The organism is Rhodanobacter humi (assembly GCF_041107455.1).
Lineage (GTDB): Bacteria > Pseudomonadota > Gammaproteobacteria > Xanthomonadales > Rhodanobacteraceae > Rhodanobacter_A.
Genome location: NZ_JBGBPY010000001.1, coordinates 949,404 through 970,585 on the forward strand (window position 1 = coordinate 949,404; position 21,182 = coordinate 970,585).

Annotated in this window: 18 protein-coding genes; 8 read left to right on the plus strand and 10 right to left on the minus strand. The window is 67.9% G+C overall.

From position 1 onward, the window contains the following. Positions 1-22: 22 nt before the first annotated feature. Positions 23-397 carry a DUF4870 domain-containing protein gene (locus AB7878_RS04355; RefSeq protein ID WP_369493175.1) on the minus strand — a complete coding sequence of 125 codons (375 nt, stop codon included), beginning with the start codon at positions 395-397 and terminating at the stop codon, positions 23-25. Positions 398-768: 371 nt separating this feature from the next. Next, positions 769-2,136 carry a metalloprotease PmbA gene (gene pmbA / locus AB7878_RS04360; RefSeq protein WP_369493176.1) on the minus strand — a complete coding sequence of 456 codons (1,368 nt, stop codon included), beginning with the start codon at positions 2,134-2,136 and terminating at the stop codon, positions 769-771. A gap of 107 nt (positions 2,137-2,243) precedes the next feature. Here pmbA and AB7878_RS04365 point away from each other — a divergent pair, with 107 nt between their 5' ends. Together AB7878_RS04365 and yjgA are read left to right on the plus strand one after the other, a co-directional pair. Further along, the gene (locus AB7878_RS04365) at positions 2,244-2,483 is read left to right on the plus strand and encodes a DUF1653 domain-containing protein (protein ID WP_369493177.1); all 240 of its coding nucleotides are present in this window, start codon (positions 2,244-2,246) and stop codon (positions 2,481-2,483) included. A 28-nt stretch (positions 2,484-2,511) separates the two neighbouring features. Continuing rightward, positions 2,512-3,057, plus strand: coding sequence for a ribosome biogenesis factor YjgA (gene yjgA / locus AB7878_RS04370; protein WP_369493178.1), 546 nt, complete (start codon positions 2,512-2,514; stop codon positions 3,055-3,057). A gap of 61 nt (positions 3,058-3,118) precedes the next feature. Here yjgA and AB7878_RS04375 read toward each other — a convergent pair whose 3' ends face one another. The 4 genes from AB7878_RS04375 to lgt all read right to left on the minus strand — a co-directional run bounded on the left by AB7878_RS04375 (position 3,119) and on the right by lgt (position 6,491). After that, entirely contained in the window at positions 3,119-4,072 is a 954-nt protein-coding gene (locus tag AB7878_RS04375; RefSeq protein WP_369493179.1) for a Nudix family hydrolase, read from the minus strand. A gap of 8 nt (positions 4,073-4,080) precedes the next feature. Continuing rightward, positions 4,081-4,569, minus strand: a complete 489-nt coding sequence (locus AB7878_RS04380; protein ID WP_369493180.1) for a dihydrofolate reductase — start codon at positions 4,567-4,569, stop codon at positions 4,081-4,083. A gap of 228 nt (positions 4,570-4,797) precedes the next feature. Next, positions 4,798-5,592, minus strand: coding sequence for a thymidylate synthase (locus AB7878_RS04385; protein WP_369493181.1), 795 nt, complete (start codon positions 5,590-5,592; stop codon positions 4,798-4,800). After that, positions 5,589-6,491 (minus strand): prolipoprotein diacylglyceryl transferase, encoded by a 903-nt coding sequence (gene lgt, locus AB7878_RS04390; protein ID WP_369493182.1) that lies wholly within the window; start codon positions 6,489-6,491, stop codon positions 5,589-5,591. Before lgt ends, AB7878_RS04385 begins: the two co-directional genes overlap by 4 nt. 150 nt (positions 6,492-6,641) lie before the next feature. On the opposite strand from lgt, the gene AB7878_RS04395 reads away from it, so the two are divergent. Next, entirely contained in the window at positions 6,642-8,594 is a 1,953-nt protein-coding gene (locus AB7878_RS04395) for an alpha/beta hydrolase family protein (RefSeq protein WP_369493183.1), read from the plus strand. Between the two features lie 689 nt (positions 8,595-9,283). Further along, the gene (locus AB7878_RS04400) at positions 9,284-12,418 is read left to right on the plus strand and encodes a TonB-dependent receptor (RefSeq protein ID WP_369493184.1); all 3,135 of its coding nucleotides are present in this window, start codon (positions 9,284-9,286) and stop codon (positions 12,416-12,418) included. A 127-nt stretch (positions 12,419-12,545) separates the two neighbouring features. Here the strand turns inward: AB7878_RS04400 and AB7878_RS04405 are convergent, their stop codons facing one another. From AB7878_RS04405 to AB7878_RS04420, 4 genes are read right to left on the minus strand one after another with little or no spacing between them, the layout of a single operon-like run. Continuing rightward, positions 12,546-13,049 (minus strand): TPM domain-containing protein, encoded by a 504-nt coding sequence (locus tag AB7878_RS04405; RefSeq protein ID WP_369493185.1) that lies wholly within the window; start codon positions 13,047-13,049, stop codon positions 12,546-12,548. Position 13,050: 1 nt separating this feature from the next. Beyond that, entirely contained in the window at positions 13,051-13,938 is an 888-nt protein-coding gene (locus AB7878_RS04410) for a TPM domain-containing protein (RefSeq protein ID WP_369493186.1), read from the minus strand. A 1-nt stretch (position 13,939) separates the two neighbouring features. Next, on the minus strand, positions 13,940-14,560 hold the full coding sequence (locus AB7878_RS04415) for a LemA family protein (protein WP_369493187.1): 621 nt from the start codon (positions 14,558-14,560) through the stop codon (positions 13,940-13,942). Positions 14,561-14,617: 57 nt separating this feature from the next. Beyond that, the gene (locus AB7878_RS04420; protein ID WP_369493188.1) at positions 14,618-14,992 is read right to left on the minus strand and encodes a diacylglycerol kinase; all 375 of its coding nucleotides are present in this window, start codon (positions 14,990-14,992) and stop codon (positions 14,618-14,620) included. A 221-nt stretch (positions 14,993-15,213) separates the two neighbouring features. Here AB7878_RS04420 and AB7878_RS04425 point away from each other — a divergent pair, with 221 nt between their 5' ends. From AB7878_RS04425 to AB7878_RS04440, 4 genes are all read left to right on the plus strand, one after another. Next, positions 15,214-16,764: a peptide MFS transporter gene (locus tag AB7878_RS04425; protein WP_369493189.1), complete on the plus strand. Its 1,551-nt coding sequence runs from the start codon at positions 15,214-15,216 to the stop codon at positions 16,762-16,764. A gap of 54 nt (positions 16,765-16,818) precedes the next feature. Then, on the plus strand, positions 16,819-18,093 hold the full coding sequence (locus tag AB7878_RS04430) for an ATP-binding protein (protein WP_369493190.1): 1,275 nt from the start codon (positions 16,819-16,821) through the stop codon (positions 18,091-18,093). A 76-nt stretch (positions 18,094-18,169) separates the two neighbouring features. Further along, on the plus strand, positions 18,170-18,760 hold the full coding sequence (locus AB7878_RS04435; protein ID WP_369493191.1) for a response regulator transcription factor: 591 nt from the start codon (positions 18,170-18,172) through the stop codon (positions 18,758-18,760). An 88-nt stretch (positions 18,761-18,848) separates the two neighbouring features. Next, positions 18,849-21,095 carry a TonB-dependent receptor gene (locus tag AB7878_RS04440; protein ID WP_369493192.1) on the plus strand — a complete coding sequence of 749 codons (2,247 nt, stop codon included), beginning with the start codon at positions 18,849-18,851 and terminating at the stop codon, positions 21,093-21,095. The last annotated feature ends 87 nt before the right edge of the window (positions 21,096-21,182 follow it).

Consider the following 21,182-nt stretch of genomic DNA (forward strand, 5'->3'; position numbering starts at 1 on the left):
TTCGCTTCGATGCAGCCGAGGCTCAATTCACCAGCCGCAACGCGAACGGGTAGCGGTAGCTGCCGTCCGAACTGACCTTGACCGCGGCGACGATGCAGAAGACCAGGTTCGCCAGCCACAGCAGCCAGGTCAGCAGCACGCCGATGATGATGATGGTGAGGATCCAGCAGATCACGTAGCCGATCAACACGGAGATCTGGAAGTTCAGCGCCTCCTTGGCCTCTTTCACGAGATAGGCCTTGTCGGCGCGGTCCTTGTGCATCAGCCAAACGATCAGCGGCACGATCACGCTGAGGATGAAGCCCGACAGGTGGGTGAGCATGGCCACGTTGCGGTCGTCGCTGCTTGCCTCGGTGGTGGCGGGCGGCGGTGGCATCTGGTCCGACGGTGTACTCATGAGCAATCCTCCCCGGTGAGTGGACCGCGCGCCGCGGGCAGCCGGCCTTGCGCGGACTGGTCAAACGCTTTAGAGCCTGTTCAATGTCTCCACATGGGCCGCGTTGCCTTGCCGTGGCCGCCAGGTGGTGGCGCGTGGCGCAGCGCCTGCCTGGCCGGCAGGTCAAGCCGCGCGCTGCCGCATGGCGGCCACGGCAAGGCAACCCTGCACCCATCAATTCCGGGGCCGGGTCTGTTTGCCCGCCCCCCTGCGTCATCACTCGGTCGTGGACGGACGTCCACTCCCTCCTTCTTCCTTGGCCTGCGTGCAAACAGCTCCCGGCGCGAGCCATGCGGAGACATTGAACAGGCTCTTACAGCATGCCGCAGGAATCACTCGCCCGCCACTGTCATCCGGCCTACCAGGATCGAGCCGCAGAGGATGTGCGAACGCGGATCCACGTCCGCGCCCGTCGCCACGATGCCTGCGTACATGTCGCGCAGGTTCGCGGCGATGGTGATCTCCTCGACCGGATACGCGATGACGCCGTTCTCCACCCAGAAGCCGGCCGCGCCGCGCGAATAGTCGCCGGTGATGGTGTTCACGCCCTGCCCCATCACCTCGGTAACCAGCAGGCCCGTGCCCAGCCGGCGCAGCATGCCGGCGAAATCGCTGGCTTCGCCGTCGGTCGCGCCAGGCGCCACGCACAGGTTGTGGATGCCGCCGGCATTGCCGGTCGAGACCAGTCCCAGCTTGCGCGCCGAATAGCTGCCCAGCACGTAGCGCGCCAGCACGCCGCCTTCCACCAGCGCGCTGTCGCGGGTCGCCACGCCTTCCGCGTCGAAGTTGCCCGAGCCGTGGCCGCGCCGCAGGTGCGGCTGTTCGTCGACATGCAGCCACGCCGGCATGATCGCCTTGCCCGCGTGGTCGAGCAGGAAACTGGCACGGCGATACAGCGCACCACCGCTCACCGCGCCGACCAGGTGGCCGATCAGGCCGCGCGCGATCTCCGGCGCGAACAGCACCGGGCATTCGCGGGTGGACAGGCTGCGCGCATCCAGCCGCGCCAGCGTGCGCTCGGCCGCCTTGTCGCCCAGCGCCTCGGCGCCGATGAAATCGCCGGCATCGCGCACGCTGTCGTACCAGTAGTCGCGCTGCATGCGCTCGCCTTCGCCCGCGATCAGCGACAGCGACAGCGAGTGCCGGGTGCCGCGCTCGCGGCCGACGAATCCGTGCGAGTTCGCGTACACCGCCAGGCTCTCGCCCGCCTGCACGCCGGCGCCGTCGGAATTGCTGATGCCCGCGTGCGCGCGGCCGGCGGCCTCGATGCGCTGGCCCAGCGCGATGGCGTCCGCGGTATCGACGGCCCAGGGATGCCACAGGTCGAGGTCGGGGAAATCCGTCGCCATGCGCGCGGCGTCAGCCAACCCCGCGGCGGGATCCTCCTCGGTGAACTTCGCGATGGCGCAGGCCTGGTCCAGCGTGGCCTGGATCGAATCGGGATGCAGGTCGGCGGTGCTGGCCGAGCCCTTGCGCTGGCCAAAGTACACGGTGAGGCCGAAGCCGCGGTCGCGGGTGTGCTCCACCGTCTCCACCTCGCCCAGACGCACGTTCACGCTGAGCCCGGTGTCGATGCTGGCGGCCACCTCGGCGGCGCTGGCACCGGCCGCGCGGGCACGGCGGATCACGTCTTCCGCGAGCTGGGCCAGGCGATCGAGGTCCTGTTGGCTGCGGTCGGTGCTGAGGGCGGTTTCGCTCACGAATGAAGTCTCTGGAAGATCAAACGGGTAGAATGCACGATCCGCGCCGTGCCGTCTGCCCAGATGGGGGCGCCGCGGCCAACTGCAACGCATCGCGGAGTACGCGCATGGCGACCGTCCCCGGTGTCTACCGCCACTACAAGGGCCAGCGCTACCGCGTGCTGGGCACCGCCCGCCACAGCGAAACGCTGGAAGAGCTGGTGGTGTACCAGGCGCTGTACGGCGAACACGGCCTGTGGGTGCGCCCGGCGGCGATGTTCGCCGAAACCATCGAACTGGATGGCGAACCGATCGCGCGCTTTGCGCTCGAACAAGCCGCTCCCGTCGACGGCGGCACGCCTGCCTGACGCAACCTTTTCTTCCGGAACCGAAACCGTGAGCCCGAGCCGCAGCCGCAACCAGACCGAACTCGATGACGCCGACTACGGCCCCAGCCGTACCCAGCAGCGCCGCGACGCGCTGGCCGTGCTCGCGCTCGCCAGCCAGTTGGTGGAACTGCCGCCGAGCCGGCTGGCCAAACTCGAACTGCCCGACGACGTGCGCCGCGAGGTCGAGATCACCCGCAAGATCACCGCGCACATCGCCCACAAGCGCCAGCTCGCCTTCCTCGCCAAGGTGATGCGCCGCCACGACGACGAAGCCTTCGCCGCGGTGCGCGCGGAACTGGGCGAGAACCGCGAGAAGCAGCGCCAGGAAACCGCCGCGATGCACCGGCTGGAAGCGCTGCGTGAACGCCTGCTGGGCGAGGACGGCGACGAGGCGGTCTCCGCGCTGATCGAGCAGCATCCGGGCGTCGACCGCCAGCACCTGCGCGCGCTGATCCGCCAGGCGCGCGTCGAGCAGGCCACGCCGAACAAACCACCGCGCGCGTTCCGCGAGCTGTTCCAGTTGCTCAAATCGCTGTCGGAAAGCAACGCGTAGGAGCGGCTTCAGCCGCGACCACCGCACCGCGCAGATCAAACGATCGCGGCTGAAGCCGCTCCTACGACGCAGACCAGAAACCGCGTATACCGGCCACGCCTTGCGCGCCAGCCAACTGCGCTTGCGCCAACTGCGCCGGCACCATGCCGCCCAGTGCATACACCGGCATCGCGGCCGCCTCGGCCAGCTCCTGGAAATTCGACCAGCCCAGCGGCTGCGCCTGTGGGTGGCTGGCGGTGGCCGCCACCGGCGACAGCGTGGCGAAATCCACGTCCAGCCGCAGTGCCTGCGCCAACTGCGCGGCATCGTGGCAGCTGGCGCCGACGATCTGCTGCAACGGCAGCGGACGTTCACCGAGCGTGGCCAGCTGCGCGCCGGTCAGGTGCACGCCGATGCCCAGCACCCGCGCGCCCTCGATATCCGCATTGAGCAGCAGTTGTGCGGCATGTGCGCGCGCCAGCGGCAGCAATGATGCGGCGAACTCTCGCACGCTTTCGCGAGGCCACAGCGGCAGGCGCAACTGCAGCATGCGCTCGCCCGCTTCGATGGCATGTCCGATCCGCTCGAACCAGAAGTCACGTTCAGCCGGCAGCACTTCCGCCGGCGTGATGAGGTAATGCGGCGGCAGGCGCAATGCCTGCAGGATCGCTCGATCGGCCGGCGCCAGCGTGGCCGGATCCGCCTGCATCGGCAAACACCAGCGCAGGCCCTGCCCTTCCAGCGAACGCGGCGCGCCGCGCCACTGCGTCACGCACCAAGCGTCCAGCAGCAGCGCGCGCTCGTGATAGCGCCAAGGCACGCGGATCAGCGGCGCGGCCTCGACCAGCGCGATGCCCAGTTCCTCGTCCAGCTCGCGCGCCAGCGCCACCAGCGGCGTCTCGCCGGGCTCGCGCTTGCCGCCGGGGAATTCCCACAGGCCCGCCAGATGCTTGCCGGCGGGGCGCTCGGCCAGCAACACGCGACCCTCGCGATCGCACAGCGCGCCGGCCAGCACATGCAGCGGCGCCTGATCCACGGACGGACTCAGCTGCCGCGCACGTACTCGACCATGTCGAAGTCGTAGGCGTGCTCGGCGTCCTTCTTGTGGTGCACGCGCGAGACCTCGGTCCAGTCGGTGAAGTGCACGCCGGGGAAGAAGGTGTCCGCACCGTCCACCGCCGCGCTGACCCAGGTCAGGTACAGCCGGCGCGCCATCGGCAGCGCCTCGCGGAACACCTGGCCGCCGCCGATCACCATCAGGCCGGTGTGGTCGCAGCGCGCCTGCGCCTCGTCGATCGAGCGCACGGTGACCTGGCCGGGGAACGGCGCCTCGTGCCGGCGCGACAACACCAGGTTGGTGCGGTCCGGCAGCGCGCGGCCGATCGACACCGCGGTGTTGTAGCCCATCAGCACGTGCTTGCCCACGGTGAGTTGCTTGAACCAGCGCAAGTCGTCCGGCAGATGCCAGGGCAGATGTCCCTTGCGGCCGATGGCGAAGTTCTCGTCGAGCGCGGCGATCAGCGAAATGGCCATCTGGGTTCCTTGCAAAATACGGAAGTCGAAGGGATGACGCGGGTGTCTTGCCACACGCCGATTGTAGCGATTGGGGACGATGGCGGGAGCCTGTCAAAGACCTTTGCCAATGTCTGGAAAGGGCTGTCCTGCCCTTTCCAGACTCGCCAAGTCCGGCATCGCCGGGCCTGGCTCCGTCACACGATCCCTCCGTGAATCGCGGTATAGCGGGCTGTCTTCGACAGCCCGCTATACCGCCACCGGCGCCTTGATCGCCGGGTGCGGCGCATAGCCCTCGATGGCGATGTCCTCGTAGCGGAAATCCTCCAGCGCGCGCACCTCGGGATTCAGCGCCAGCTTCGGCAAGGGGCGCGGCTCGCGCGACAGCTGCAGCCGCGCCTGCTCCACGTGGTTGTTGTACAGGTGCGCGTCGCCCAACGTGTGCACGAAATCGCCCACGCCCAGCCCGCACACCTGGGCCACCATGTGGGTGAGCAGCGCGTAACTGGCGATGTTGAACGGCACGCCGAGGAAGATGTCGCCGGAGCGCTGGTAGAGCTGGCAGCTCAGCTTGCCGTCAGCGACGTAGAACTGGAACAGCGTGTGGCAGGGCATCAGCGCCATCTTCGGCAGCTCGCCCACGTTCCAGGCGCTGACGATCAGGCGGCGCGAATCCGGATTGCGACGGATCTCGTCCACCACCCAGCGGATCTGGTCCACCGCGGCGCCGTCGGCGGTGGGCCACGCGCGCCACTGCTTGCCGTAGACCGGGCCGAGCTCGCCGCGCGCGTCGGCCCATTCGTCCCAGATGCTGACGCCGTGTTCCTTGAGGTAGGCGATGTTGGTGTCGCCCTGCAGGAACCAGATCAGCTCGTGGACGATGGACTTCAGGTGCAGCTTCTTGGTGGTGACCAGCGGGAAGCCTTCGGCCAGGTCGAAGCGCATCTGCCAGCCGAACACGCTGCGCGTGCCGGTGCCGGTGCGGTCGGCCTTCTCCGTGCCGTGCTCCAGCACGTGGCGCAGCAGGTCGAGGTAGGCCTTCATTTTCCGTCCTCGATCGGCATTGCCACTTCGTACAACCGCAAGGTGGGCGAACGCCGCGACAGCCACAGCAGCCACAGGCCCACGGCGATCAGCGGCAGCGACAGGATCTGCCCCATCGTCACCCAGCCGAACGCGAGGTATCCGAGCTGGATGTCGGGCAGGCGCACGAACTCCACCGCGAAGCGGAAGCCGCCGTACATCAGCGCGAACAGGCCGGAGATGAGATAGCGCGGCCGCGGCTTCATCGACACCAGCCACAGCACGACGAACATCACCACGCCTTCCAGCGCCATCTCGTACAGCTGCGAAGGCTGGCGCACCAGGCCGCCGAGTTGCGCCAGCTGCGCCTGCCAGGCCGGATGCGCCGCGACGTAGGCCACGTCCTCACCATGCGCGTGCGGGAAGATCATGCCCCACGGCAGGTCGGTGGGCTTGCCCCACAGCTCGCCGTTGATGAAGTTGCCCAGCCGCCCGAGGCCCAGGCCGATCGGCACCAGCGGCGCCACGAAATCCACCGTGTCGAAGAAATGCAGTTGCTGCTTGCGCGACCACCACAGCCCCGCCACCAGCACGCCGAGCAAGCCGCCGTGAAAGCTCATGCCGCCGTCCCACACCTTGAACAGCGCCAGCGGATCGGTCCAGATCCAGCGCAGGCCGCCGGCGTAATAGAACAGCATGTAGCCGATCCGCCCGCCCGCGATCACGCCCATCATGCCGTAGAAGAACAGGTCGCCCAGCGCGTCGCGCGTCACCGGCAGGCGGCCCTTGCGCCGCCTGTACTCGCCCAGCACCGCGGCGCTGAAAAAGCCCACCAGGTACATCAACCCGTACCAGTGCACCTGCACCGGGCCGAGGTGGAAGGCGATCGGATTGATGTCGACGACGAGGGGCTGCGTCATGCGGTCGGGGATCAGGCAGGCAAGGCCCTCAGTGTACCGGGACAAGGCGCGGCACGGCGGCTACACTGCCGCGAATCCGGTCAGCCAAGGTGCAGGGGAGCATCCGCCACGACCGGATCACGCCAACAGGGGAGAGCAAGGATGATGTCTTTGCGCAAGTTGCGAGCCGCGCTGGTCGCGGCGTGCCTGGGGTTGCCTGCCGTCGCGGCGGCAGCCGACCTGATTCCGGTGGAAAGTTTCGCCCGCCACGCCAGCATGTCGATGCCACGGCTGTCGCCCGACGGCCAGCACATCGCGGTGCGCATGGACGACGGCGGCAACCACGCGCTGGTGATCTACGACGTCGCCGACATGAGCAAGCCGGTCAGCATGTTGCGCATGCCGAAGTTCGAAATGCCGGTCGACGTGCAATGGGTCAGCCCGACCCGGCTGGTCGTGGAGAAGGGCAAGATGCTCGGCTCCATCGATCGGCCCGTGGGCACCGGCGAGATCCTCGCCACCAATGTGGACGGCAGCCACCAGGACTACCTGTTCGGCTACCAGTCCGGTTACGGCACTCGCGGCGACACCCGCCAGGCCGATGACGGCTGGGGCTCGATCGACGGGTTGCCGGCGAAGGCCAACGGCCATTTCTACCTCGGCGCCCAGCTCTGGAACGACGAGAACCACAGCCGGCTGTTCGACGTGGACGCCATGAAGAACGTGCGCCACCTGATCGGCGACATCGGCGTGGGCGGACTCAGCTTCATGGTGGGGCCCGATGGCAAGGTGGAGTTCGCCTACGGCACGAATACCGATTTCGAGTACGTGGCCTACCAGCGCCTCGGCGACCGCTGGGCCCAACTGGGCAAGGCGCAAACCGGCAAGCTCTTCGCCCCGTTCGCCACGGCGCCGGACGGCCAGCATATCTACGCGAAGTACAGCGCCAGCGGCGGCCCCACCGAACTGGTCGAGCAGCGCCTGGATGGCGCCGACCGCAAGCTGCTGGCGAAGGACGACTTCGGCAGCGTCGGCAATGCGCAGTGGACCGCTCCGCCGCTGCAGCCGTTCGCGGTCATCACCACGACCGGCACGCCACGCCCGATCTACGTCGATCCGTCCCTGCCGGCGGCGAAGCTGTACATGGCGATCAGCCAGAAATTCCCCGGCGAGTTCGTCGACTTCATCAACTTCAGCGAGGACGGCCGCGAGCTGCTGTTCTCCGTGAGCAGCGACCGCGATCCGGGTACGTATTACCTGATCGACACCGAGCACTACAAGGTGGTCAAGCTGTTCACGGCGGCGCCATGGATCGACCCGGCAAAGATGGCCGAGCGCGTACCGATGCGCTTCAAGGCCAGCGACGGCATGGAGCTGGAAGCCATCCTCACCGTGCCGAACGGCGTGCCGATGGAGAAGTTGCCGATGGTGCTGCTGCCGCACGGCGGCCCGCACGGCGTGAGCGACGACTGGTTCTTCGACTGGGATGCGCAATTCCTCGCCAGCCGTGGCTACCTGGTGCTGCAGGTGAACTACCGCGGTTCCGGCGGCCGCGGAGTGAACTTCGAGCAGGACGGCTATCTCAAGTGGGGCACGCGCATCCAGCAGGACCTGATCGACGGCGTGAAGTGGGCCGAGCAGCAGCAGTACGCCGATCCGGACCGCGTCTGCGTGTACGGTGGCAGCTTCGGCGGCTACTCGGCGCTGATGTCGGTGATCCGCGCGCCGAAGCTGTTCAAGTGCGCGATCGGCTACGCCGGCGTTTACGACCTGGCGATGATGTACAAGAAGGGCGACGTTCGCACGCGCGCTTCCGGCCGGAACTACCTCGCCAACGTGATCGGCAAGGACGATGCCGCACTGGCCGCCAACTCGCCCGACCAGCTCGCGGCGCAGATCGACGTGCCGGTGCTGCTGATCCACGGCGAGGCCGACCAGCGCGCCCCGTTCGCCCAGGCCAAGGCGATGCGCGCCGCGCTGGATGCCGCGCACAAGCCCTACGAATGGATGGCCAAACCCAACGAGGGCCACGGCTTCTACACCGAGGCCAACAACGTGGAACGCCTGAACCGCATGCAGGATTTCCTGGCCAAGTACATCGGCAAGGGCGCCACCCCGCCCTGATCCCACACCCGACCTGATCCGCGACAGGAAGGCGCTTCGGCGCCTTCCTCGTTTCGCGCAGCCGGATGGCGCCGAGCCGCGCCGCCGGGCGGCCGTCCGGCACCGCCTGCCCGGGCCGCAGAACGCCCCGCCCATCGTTCACCGCGCGCCTCGCGCGCCTCGCGAAATTTCGCACCGCTGCCGCGCATGAGCGAAAAGTTCGGGGAGGCGCAAACCACGGCCCGATGCAACCTCCCCGCGATAGTCGACGGTGGCAGCTGTTCGAGGTTCGCAGCAGCGCGCCATGCCTGGATCAAATGCCATCGGCCCGTCCGATCCAGCGCGCTCGCGCGATGCGGCGAGCCACCACCTCTCTCCAGACCGCACACCCCGCAACTCACGCGGCGAATGCCGCTGCGCCAGGAGTTGGCCATGACGGTGGCTCTACCCGGACACGAAGCGCAAATACATACGCCAGCGCATCGCAAGATATTGTTGAATGTTTGTTACGGGCAAGTTATGTTCCAACGCTGGCGCAAAAACGTGCGGCTTAGATCGACGATTTTCGCCCGTACCCGATTGGCCTGCTCCCCGCAGCCGGTCTGGGTTAGCGCAGCGTCAGGCGTGCAGCAGGCGCATGAACCTGCGTCGTTTTCAGCATTGGGGAAGTCCTCCGGCCTTGCCGGAACCACTTGGGGAGTACGCATTAAATGAGTAACTGCACTATCTTCTCGACGCGCCAGCTGCGTCGCACGACCCTGGCGCTGAGCCTGGGCTTGGGTCTCGGTCTGGTCGGCACCGGCGCGATCGCGCAGCAGGCGTCCGGCTCGATCTTCGGCCAGGTCACCGGCCAGCACGGCGGCACGGTGAGCATCCGCAACGTGAACACCGGTTTCGAGCGCTCGATCCCGGTCGACAGCGCCGGCCGCTACCGCATCACCTCGCTGCCGATCGGCACCTACACCGTGACGCTGCAGGACAACGGCCAAGCCGTCAGCACCCGCGAAAACGTGCTGGTGAACATCGCCGGCGGCGTGGAAGTGTCGTTCGGTTCGGCCGCAGGCGCCAAGAATCTGGAAGGCGTGTCGGTGGTGGCCTCGGCGCTGCCCTCGATCGACGTCTCGTCGGTGGATACCAAGACGGTGTTCACCGCCAGCGAACTCGCGAAGCTGCCAATGGGCCGCGACCTGTCCTCCGTGGCGCTGCTCGCGCCCAGCGTGATCAACAACTCGTCCTACACTGCCGCACCCAGTTTCGGCGGTTCGGCGGCGTCCGAAAACGCGTACTACATCAACGGCTACGCGGTGACCAACCCGCTCACCGCGCTGGGCTTCAGCACGCTGCCGTTCGATGCGATTGAACAGGAGCAGGTGCTCACCGGCGGCTACGGTGCCGAGTTCGGCCGCTCCACCGGCGGCGTGATCAACATCATCACCAAGCGCGGCACCAACGAGTGGAAGGCCGGCGTGTTCACCTACTGGTCGCCCGAGCGCCTGCGCGCCAACCCGATCAACCAGCGCTACCCGAACACCGGTGCCTACCCGGCCACCGACGGTACGCTGTACGCCTACCGCAACAAGAACCAGTACTCGGTGGTCGACTACGGTGCCTACGTCAGCGGCCCGCTGATCAAGGACCGCCTGTTCGTCTACGCCACCGGCGAGATCACCAAGCGGAACGGCACCAGCGTCAGCAACGCGATCAGCACGCCGACCATCGCCAACGGCTGGAACGAGTACAGCTACAAGATGCCGCGCTGGAACGCAAAGATCGACTGGAACATCAACGACAGCAACATCCTCGAGCTGACCGGCGTCTCCGACAAGACCCAGTACTTCAGCGACCTGTCGCGCTTCAACTACAACGGTTACACGCATGACGACGTGCAGGCCGGCGGCCTGTACACCAAGGACGGCGGCGAGCTGTATATCGGCAAGTACACCGGCTACATCACCGACAGCCTGACGGTGAGTGCGCTGTACGGCGAACAGACGATCCAGCACGTCAACACGCCGTGGCATTACGACCCGACCTGCCCACGCATTTCGGGCAACACGACCGCCATCAACCAGATGCCGGGCATCACCTACTACCCGGCCTGCCAGTTCGCCACCACCGTGCTGCCGCTCGGCGCCAAGGACGAAACCCATGGCTGGCGCCTGGACGTGGAATACCGCATCTCCGACCACTCCCTGCACGTGGGTGCCGACTACCAGCAGGCGCACTCGATCACCGGCGACGAGTACGCCGGCGGCTACGTCTGGGTGTTCCAGCAGACCGCCAACAAGAACAACCCGATCAACGCCGGCCTCGGCGTGGGTGCGCCGGCGACGGGCGGCAACTCGGGCCTGGGCGTACCCGGCCCGACCCCGAACAAGGGTTACTTCACCCGCCGGCAGTACTACACCCACTTCGCCGACGTGAAGGTGGACCAGTCCTCGCAGTTCATCGAGGACCGCTGGCAGCTCAACGACAATATGCTGCTGGTGCTGGGCCTGCGCAACGAGCAGTTCACCAACTACACCGGTGACGGCGTCCCGTTCGTCTCGCAGCGCAACCAGCTCGCCCCGCGCCTGGGCTTCTCGTGGGACGTGTTCGGCGACTCCTCGCTGAAGGTGTTCGCCAACGCCGGCCGCTACCACCTCGCGCCGCCGAACAACGTGGCCGTGCGTGGTGCGGCCGCCTCGCTGTACACGCAGGAATACTTCACCTACACCGGCACCGATCCGCGTACCGGTGCGCCGACGGGCCTGACGCCAATCGCCGTCGACAAGTCGAAGGGCCACGTTTGCCCGGGCCCGGGCAACGCGGTGTCCTCCAACCTCGAGTGCGGCACGGCGCCCGATCCGCGCACGGTGGCGGCGAAGGGGATGAAGTCGCACTTCCAGGATGAGTACATCCTGGGCATGGAGCAGCAGCTCACCCCAGCCCTCAACTGGGGCGCCAAGCTGACCTACCGCAACCTGCGCAGCGCGATCGACGACACCTGCACCCAGGCCCTGGGCGGCGCGTGCTTCCTGTTCAACCCGGGCGTAGCCAACACGTTCCTGGAAGAGCAGGCCGACGGCAGCTTCAAGGAAGTGACCTACAGCAACGCCCAACTCGGCATGCCCAAGCTGAAGCGTCAGTACTACGCACTGGATCTGTTTACTACGTACAAGAACGACAACTGGTACGGCAAGCTGATGTACACGTTCTCGCGCAGCTACGGCGACACCGAGGGCCAGCTGGCTTCGGATCTGGATACCGGTTCGGGCGGTCAGGCCGACGTCTCGCAGACCCAGGATTGGGACTTGCCGCAGTTGATGGTGGGTTCGAACGGCCGCCTGCCGAACGACCGCACGCACCAGATCAAGGCGTTCGGCTACTACCAGATCACCCCGGAATGGCGCGTGGGCGCCAGTGCTTACATCACTTCCGGTCGCCCGAAGACCTGCACCAGCTTCTATCCGACGCCGGACGCGGGCTTGTACACCGGTGCGTACTACCACTACTGCGGGACGCCGGGCACGATCACGCTTTCGCCGACCCTGCCCAACGGCCAACCCAACCTTGCCTATCAGCCACCGTCGCCGGACTACGGCCTCTCGCCGCGCGGCTCCAAGGGCAGCACGCCGTGGGTGTACACGGTCAACCTCAACGTGGCCTATACCCCGGAGTGGGCGAACAAGCAGTTGACCCTGCAGGCGGACGTGCTGAACGTGTTCAACCAGCAGGTACCGCAGGCGTACAACCCGCAGTACGCGACAGACACCGTCACCCGCAGTCAGTTCTACGGCCAGGAACTGGGCTTCACCGCACCGCGTTCGGTGCGCCTGTCGGCACGCTACGACTTCTCGCTGTAAGGGAAGCCGCGCAGCTTCCGGCGATGCAAGCATCGCCGGAAGTCGCCAACAAGAGAACCGCCGGCGCAAGCCGGCGGTTTTTTTGTCGGTACCTGCTGCCGGTGTCGGACCGGCGATCCACTGTCCGTTACAACAACACCGGCCGATCCGGCAGCTCATCAGGCCGCGCCTTGCCGTCACTGGGAAAATGCCGCTGCAGCAGCGCATGCACGTCGGCGATGCCCTGCAAACTGCCTTCGCGCCACTGGCCGCGCGCATAGGCGTCGCGCATGTGGGTGCAGACTTCCGCCCACTCGTCGGGCGCCACATGGCGGGCGATGCCGCGGTCGGCGACGACTTCGATGCGGTGCTCGGCGAGCAGCACGTAGAGCAGCACGCCGTTGCTGTGTTCGGTGTCCCAGATGCCGAGTTGGCCGAACAGCTGGCGGGCGCGTCTGGGCGCGTCGAGTCCGGCAAGCACCGCCAGCGGCGACAGCCTCGATTCCACGGCCAGGCGCACTTCGCCCCGATGGGTACGTTCGCCCTCGGCCACCGCCGTGGCGATCTCGTCCAGCAGGCCGGCAGGAAAGCGGCGATGCAGCTGGAACCAGCCTTCGCCGAGGTTCATCAGCAGGCGTTGCAGGCGGGCCATCTCACCAACTCCCCGAGGCGCCGCCGCCGTTGAAGCTGCCGCCGCCTCCGCTGAACCCGCCTCCGCCGCCGAAGCCACCGCCGCCACCGAAGCCGCCACCACCCCAACCGCCGAAGCCACCCCAGCCGCCGCCACCGATCGAGCGGCCGGCGCCGGCAGGCAGCAGCATCAGCAGGCCACCCACGATGCCGCCGAAAATGCCCATGTCCACGGAAGCCATCAGCCAGAACAGGCCGCCGATGACGAGCCCGCCGAGTGGCGCGCGCACCAGCGCATGCGAACGACCCAGCACGCCGCGCAGGAAGATCCACGCGAAGAAACCGATCCCCAGCAGGCTGTTGAGATCCAGCCCGCGCCGTTCGTGCGGCGTACCCTGCACCGGCGGCGGCAGCGGTTCGCCGTCGATCAGCAGGGTGAGCGCGCCCACCGCGTCGCTGATACCGCCGTCGTAGTCGCCGGTGCGGAACTTCGGCGCGAGGTATTCGCGGATGATGCGCGCCGCGGCGGCGTCGGGGATCGCCCCTTCCAGCCCCGCACCCACCTCGATGCGCACCTGGCGGTCGTCTTTGGCGATCAGCAGCAGCACGCCGTCGTCGATGCCTTTGCGGCCCACCTTGTTCGCCATCGACACGTCCAGCGAGTAGCTGTCGATGTCCTGCGGCTTCGTGCTGCCCACCATCAGCACGACGAGCTGCGCACCCTTGGCCTTTTCCAGCGCCACCAGCTTGGCGTCGAGCTGGTCGACCTGCTGCGCGCTGAGCGTGCCGGTGAGGTCGGTGACATGCCGCGCCAGCTTCGGCACGGCGGCATCGGCGTGCAGCAGGGCCGGCAGCAGCAACGCCACCGTCAGCAGCAGCGCCCACCGCATCCGCGGGCGGTGCGGCGTCATCTCAATGCGCCGAGGCGGTGGGCGCCGGCGCGACACCACCGAAGTCGACCTTGGGCGCGCTGGAAATCGCCTGCTCGTTCTGCACGCTGAAGTTCGGCTTCACGGTGTAGCCGAACATCTTCGCAGTAAGGTTGTTGGGGAAGGTGCGGATCAGCCCGTTGTACTGCTGCACCGCCTGCACATAGCGCTGGCGCGCCACGGTGATGCGGTTCTCGGTGCCTTCCAGCTGCGCCTGCAGGTTCTGGAACAGGCCATCGGCCTTGAGGTTGGGATAGTTCTCGCTCACCGCCATCAACCGCGACAGCGCGTTGCCGAGCTGGCCCTGCGCCGCCTGGAACTTCGCCAGCGCGGCAGAATCGTTCGCCAGCTCCGGCGTCACCTGGATGCTGCCCACCTTGGCGCGCGCGTCGGCCACCTCGGTGAACACCTTCTCCTCGTGCTGGGCGTAGCCCTTGACCGTGGCGACCAGGTTCGGCACCAGATCCGCGCGGCGCTGGTACTGGTTGAGCACTTCCGACCACGCGGCCTTGACCGCCTCGTCCTGCCTCTGCATGGCGTTGTAGCCGCAACCGGTGAGGCTGACGGCGAGCAGCAACAGCACGAGATTGCGCAGCAGTTTCATGGCGGGGCTCCGTTCCGGTGAGGGCGCCATTGCAGCATCCCGCCGCGTACGGTGCAATCAGAACCAGTTTGCGCCCAGCACCAGCACCCAGCTCAGCACCATCAATACCAGCAGCAGGAACACCGCGGCCGAGCCCATGTCCTTGGCGCGGCCGGCCAGTTCGTGGAACTCGGGGCTGACCTTGTCGACCACCGCCTCGATCGCGGAGTTGAGCAGCTCGGCCGACAACACCAGGAAGGCCGGCGCCACCAGCGCGAGCTTCTCCAGCGCGCCCTGCCCCAGCCACAGGCCCAGCGGGATCAGCACCACCGCCAGCATCGCCTCCAGTCGGAACGAGGCCTCGTGACGCCAGCCCGCGCGCAGGCCCAGCATCGACCAGCGGAAGGCGTTCCAGAGCTGGCGCGGGTTGCCGCGGAATCCGTGGCCTGGCATGGGGAGCGGGTCTCCGGCGAGTGATGCCCCGCCGCGCGAGGCCAAACGCCGATGATGCCACAGGCAGGCCCCGCGCTTTCGTGCCTCCACGCCGGATATTGCGCTGCAGCGAAGCGGGCATGACGGATGGGTTACGCTTCGTCGGTTGTGGCGCGGTTCAGCGCCGCGACTCGCCGGTCGCGCTTGCGCGGCCGTTGTACTCCTCAGCACGGAATCGATGCATGGCAATCCAGAATCCACCCGTTTCGCAAACACGGTCGTTCAGTACCGTCTTCCTGATCGAGATGTGGGAGCGCTTCGGCTTCTACGGCATGCAGGTGCTGATGGTCACCTACATGATGAAGAAGCTGGGCTTCGTCGACATCAAGGCGAACCTGGTGTGGGGCGCGGCCGCCGCGCTGATCTACGTGACGCCGGCGATCGGCGGCTGGGTGGGCGACAAGCTGATCGGCACCCGCCGCACCATGCGCATCGGCGCAATCGTGCTGATGCTGGGCTATGCGCTGCTGTGGATTCCCACCGACAACGCTTCGTTCCTGTACCTTGCGCTGGGCGTGATCATCGTCGGCAACGGCATGTTCAAGCCGAACGCCGGCAACCTGGTGCGCAAGATCTACGAGGGCGACGACACCAAGATCGACAGCGCGTTCACGATCTACTACATGGCGGTGAACATCGGCTCGATGATCTCGATGACGCTGACGCCGTGGATCCGCGACTACGTGGGTGAGCATTACGGCGACGACTGGGGCTGGCACACCGCGTTCGGCGTGTGCGCGATCGGCCTGCTGCTGGGCCTGGCGAACTACGCGCTGATGAGCCGCGCGCTGAAGCACATCGGCTCACCCGCCGACCACGAGCCGATGAAGCTGAAGCGCCTCGCCGGCGTGCTCGCTGGCGCGGTGGCCATGGTGTTCGTGTCCGCCTTCATCCTGCACAACGAGCTGGTGGCGCGCATCTGCGTTTACGCGGCCGGCGTGGTGCTGCTCTTCATCTTCGGCTACCTGATCTCCAGGAGTCATCGCGACGAGCGCGCCGGCCTGATCGCGGCGCTGGTGCTGGTGGTGCAGACGATCTTCTTCTTCATCTTCTACCAGCAGATGTCCACCTCGCTGAACCTGTTCGCGCAGAAGAACGTGGACCTGTCATTCAGTCTGTTCGGCTTGCACCTGTTCAACTGGATCCCCGAGCAGTTCCAGAACCTCAACGCGATCTGGATCGTGGTGCTGAGCCCGGTGCTGGTGTTCGCGTACAACACGCTGGGCCGGCTGGGCAAGGATCCCTCGATCGCCGCGAAATTCGCCTGGGGCTTCGCCGCGGTGGCGATCGGCTACTTCATGTACGGCTTGGGCGCGCGCTTCGCGGTGGCCGGCCAGGTGTCCTCGTGGACCATGGTGTGGGGCTACGGCTTCTATTCGCTGGGCGAGCTGCTGGTGTCGGGCCTGGGCCTGGCAATGATCGCCCGCTACGTGCCCGCGCGCATGGGCGGCTTCATGATGGGCGCGTACTACGTGGCCTCGGGCATCTCGCAGTACCTCGGCAGCGTGGTGGCGAACTTCGCGCACGTGCCGAAGGACGTGGTCGACCCGGTGGTGTCGCTGCCGATCTACATCGACCTGTTCGACAAGCTCGGCTTCGCCGGCGTCGTCTGCACCGCGATCGCGCTGGCCATGCTGCCGCTGATGAAAAAGCTCTCCGCCAGCCATGCCGACGTGGCGTCGGCCCGCGAACCGCTGCCCGCCGTGCGCAGCGAGGAGTTCGACACGCCCTGATCCGGCGGGCCCGTCGCCGCACGGCGGCGGGCCCGTGGCAACGGGAGGGACCGCATGTCGCATCGCCCGATCAAGAACCGCATCGGCCCGTTCGCGCTGGCGCGCGCGCTGGCCTGGTTGCGTCTGTGCGCGATCGGCGGGCAGAGCGTGGCGGTGCTGGTCTGCGCGCTCTGGCTGCGCCTGGCGATACCGCTGCTGCCGCTGCTGGCCTGCATCGGCCTGCTCGCGGTGTTCTCGGTATTGGCGGCATGGCGGCTGGGTCGCCCATGGCCGATCGGCGAAGGCGAGACGATCGCCCACATCGGCGTCGACACCCTGGTGCTGGGCGTGCTGCTGTACTTCACCGGCGGCGCCAGCAATCCCTTCGTCACCTTGCTGCTGGTGCCGATCGCGCTGTCCGCGGCGACGCTGTCGATCCGCGCCATCCTCGCGGTGGCCACCCTCGCCGGCGCCGCCTACCTGCTGCTGCTGCGCTGGTACGTGCCGCTGCCGATGCTCGACGGCGTGCACGACCAGGGCTTCTCGCTGCACGTGATCGGCATGGGCGTGAACTTCGTCATCATGGCGCTGCTGCTGGGCTTCTTCACCAACCGGCTGGCACGCGCGCTGCGCATGCAGCAGCTGGCGATGCAACGCGTGCATGAGCGCGCGCTGCGCGACGAGGGCATCCTCGCCATCGCCACCCAGGCCGCGGGCGCGGCGCACGAGCTCAACACGCCGCTGTCGACCATGCGCACCCTGCTGCCCGAGCTGCGCCGCGAACACGCCGCTGACGCCGAACTGGCCGAGGATCTCAGCCTGCTCGAAGGCCAGGTGGACCGCTGCCGCGACATCCTGCGCGAGATGGTGGCATTCGGCCAGGCCCAACTCTCGCAGGAGTCCGAGCGGATGGACGTGGCGCAGTTCCTGCACAGCTGCACCGAGCGCTTCCAGCTGCTGCGCCCCGAGGCCGAGCTGGAGCAGCAACTGGACGAGGACACCGCACGCCTGCCGCTGCGCGTGCCGCCCGGCCTGCGCCACGCGCTGCTGAACCTGCTGAACAACGCCGCCGACGCCTCCGCCCTGCGCGACTCGCGCGAGGTGCTGCTGCAGGTGGCGCGCGAAGGCGAGTGGCTGCAGTTCCTGGTGATCGACCGCGGCCCCGGCTTCGCCAGCACCGAGGGCAACGCGCGACTGGGCCAGTCGCAGAAGCAGAGCGGCCTGGGCATCGGCCTCACCCTCGCCGTGGCCACCGCCGAACGCCTCAATGGCGAGCTGGAGGCGCGCAATACCGACGACGGCGCCGTGGTCTGCCTGCGCCTGCCGCTGGCGGTGATTTCGGGGCGCTGAGGATCACGCACCGCGCGCGTGCAACTTGCGTCGCATGCGGCAAGAATGGGCGCAGCCGCCCCACCCGGATTCCCTCATGAACGAGCCTGCCTACCCCACCTCCGCACGCCCCTTGCTGCTGGTGGACGACGACGCCACCTTCGTGCGCGTGCTGAGCCGCGCACTCACCTCGCGCGGTTTCGAGGTGATCTCGGCCACCAACCTCGGCGATGCGCGCATGCTGGCGCGCCGCCATCAGCCGCGCTACTGCGTGCTCGACCTGAAGCTCGGCGAGGAAAACGGCCTGCGGCTGATCCCCGAGCTGCACACGCTGGTGCCGGACATGCGCATCCTGCTGCTCACCGGCTATGCCTCGATCGCCACCGCGGTGGAAGCGATCAAGCGCGGCGCGCACGACTACCTGGCCAAGCCGGTGGACGCCGACGCGGTGGTGCGCGTCCTGCTCGATGGCGACGGCGGCACGGAAGGCGACGACGAGGATCTGCCCGACGCCCCCGAGGCCCCGCTGGCGCTGCGCCGGCTGGAGTGGGAGCACATCCAGCGCGTGCTCACCGAGTGCAACGGCAACATCTCCGAGACCGCGCGCCGGCTCGGCATGCACCGGCGCACCCTGCAGCGCAAGCTGGGCAAGCACCCGGTGCGCGAACGGCCCGACGGCGAAACCTAAGCCACGTCATCTGCGACAACGCGCCGTCTGGCGCGGTCACCGGAAACGGCTAAGCTGGAAACCTTGGACCATGGTCAAGGGTTTTCGCTTGGACGTCCGTTTTCCCGTCGCGCTGCTGCTGGCTGTCTCCGTCGGCACGGCGCTCGCCGCCGAACCGCCGCAATCGACCACGCTGACGCCGGTGCACGTGCACGCCAGCGACACCGCGGTGCTGAACACGCCCAGCGTGACCGTGCACATCCCGCGCGAGCGCCTGCAGCAGCAGAACCTGGTGGACAGCGCCGACGCGCTGCGTTACGCGCCGAACCTGCAGGTGCGCCAGCGCTACATCGGCGACCCCAACGCCACCATCAGCGGCCGCAACGGCGGCACGCTGCAGAGCGCGCGCAGCCTGCTCTACGTCGACGGCCTGCTGCTCTCCAACCTGATGAGCAACAGCTGGGACGGTGCGCCGCGCTGGGGCATGGTGGCGCCCGCGCAGATCGGCGCGGTGGACGTGCTGTACGGCCCGTACTCGGCGCTGTATCCCGGCAACGCGATGGGCACCACGGTGCTGATCCACACCCGCCTGCCCGATCGCCTGGTCGCCAGCGCCGACGCGCAGTACTTCAGCCAGGACTACGGCGATCGTTACGGCGCCGGCGGCCATTACGACGGCCACCGCCTTGCCGCCCAGCTGGGCGGCCGGCAGGGCCGCTGGCGCTGGCTGCTCGCGCTCAACCAGCTCGACAACCACGGCCAGCCGATGCAGTACGCCACCGCCAAGGCCGGCGGCAACGCGGCCGCCGCCGTGCCGGTGGGCGGCGCCACACCGGACCGCAACCCCAACGGCACGCCGCGCCTGGTCTACGGCGCCAACAGCATCGAGCACACCCGGCAGACCCAGGCGGCGCTGCAGGTCGGCGTGGACATCACGCCCGCGGTCAACGCGCTGCTCTCGCTGGGCTGGTGGCACAACCACGCGTTCGACACCACCCGCAGCCTGATCCGCGACGCCGCCGGGCAACCGGTGTACGCGGGCGCCATCCTCGCCGGCGGCCGGGTCTGGACCCTGCCCGCCAGCGGCCTCGCTCCCAGCGCCTACGACCAGACCCACGTGCTCTACGGCGCCGAGCTGGACGGCCATCTCGACAACGGCTGGCACTGGGACGCCGTGGCCAGCCGCTACGACTACCGGCACCAGCTCGAACACGATGCGGCCGGCTCGTCCGCCAGCAACGCGCGGAGCGGCCCCGGCTCGGTGGCCGACATGAGCGGCTCCGGCTGGAGCACGCTCGACCTGCGCAGCTCCGGCCCGCTGGGCGACGACAACATGCTGTACGCCGGCGTCCACCTCGATCGCTACCGGTTGACTTCGCGCGTGCACGCCGCCAGCGACTGGCTGGGCGCCGCCGACGGCCCGCTGCTCAGCGCCTACGCCGGCCGCACGCAGACCCGCGCGCTCTACCTGCAGGACGTATGGAGCTTCGCCGAAGCCTGGGCGCTGACCCTGGGCACGCGCTGGGAGCAGTGGCGGGCCTGGGACGGCCTGCTGGCGAACGCCCATGCCGCGCTGGGATACCCCTCGCGCCGACGCAGCGACGCCTCGCCCAAGGCCGCGCTGAACTGGGATCTCGCCAGCGACTGGCAGTTGCGCCTGTCCTGGGGCAAGGCCGTGCGCTATCCCACCGTCGAGGAACTCTTCCAGGGCTCGGTTTCCGGCAACGCGATCGTCAACAACAACCCAAACCTGCAGCCGGAGCGCGACTGGTCCACCGACCTCAGCCTGATCCGCACGCTGCCGCGCGGCCACTGGCGCGTGTCGCTGTACCAGGACCGCGTGGCCGACACGCTGTACTCGCAGACCGACATCACCTTGCCGGTGCCGGTGACCAACGTGCAGAACATCGACCGGGTGCGCACGCGCGGCGTCGAGGGTGAACTGACGCTGGAGAACATCGGCGGCCTCCCGGTGGACCTCACCGCGAGCGCCGCCTGGAACCAGGCGACCACGTTGCGCGACCGCCAGTTTCCCGCGGCGGACGGCAAGGCCTTCCCGCGCATCCCGCGCCTGCGCGCCAGTCTGTTCGCCGACTGGCGCTTCGCGCCGGGCTGGGACGCCTCGCTGGGCCTGCGCCGCTCCGGCCGCCAATACGGCACGCTGGACAACAGCGACTTCGTGGACACCTATGGCGCCGTGAGCAGCTTCACCGTGGCCGACGCGAAACTGCGCTGGCGCTTCGCGCCGCAATGGACCGCCTCGCTGGGCGTGGACAACCTCGGCAACGAGCATTACTGGGTCTACCATCCCTACGCCGGCCGCACCTGGTTTGGTGAGTTGCACTGGGAGTTGTAGCCCCGCGCTTTCTCCCTCTCCCGCCAGCGGAGAGGGCCGGGGAGAGGGCAAGCAATGCGCCGCGACCTTTTCCCTCCCATCCTTCAA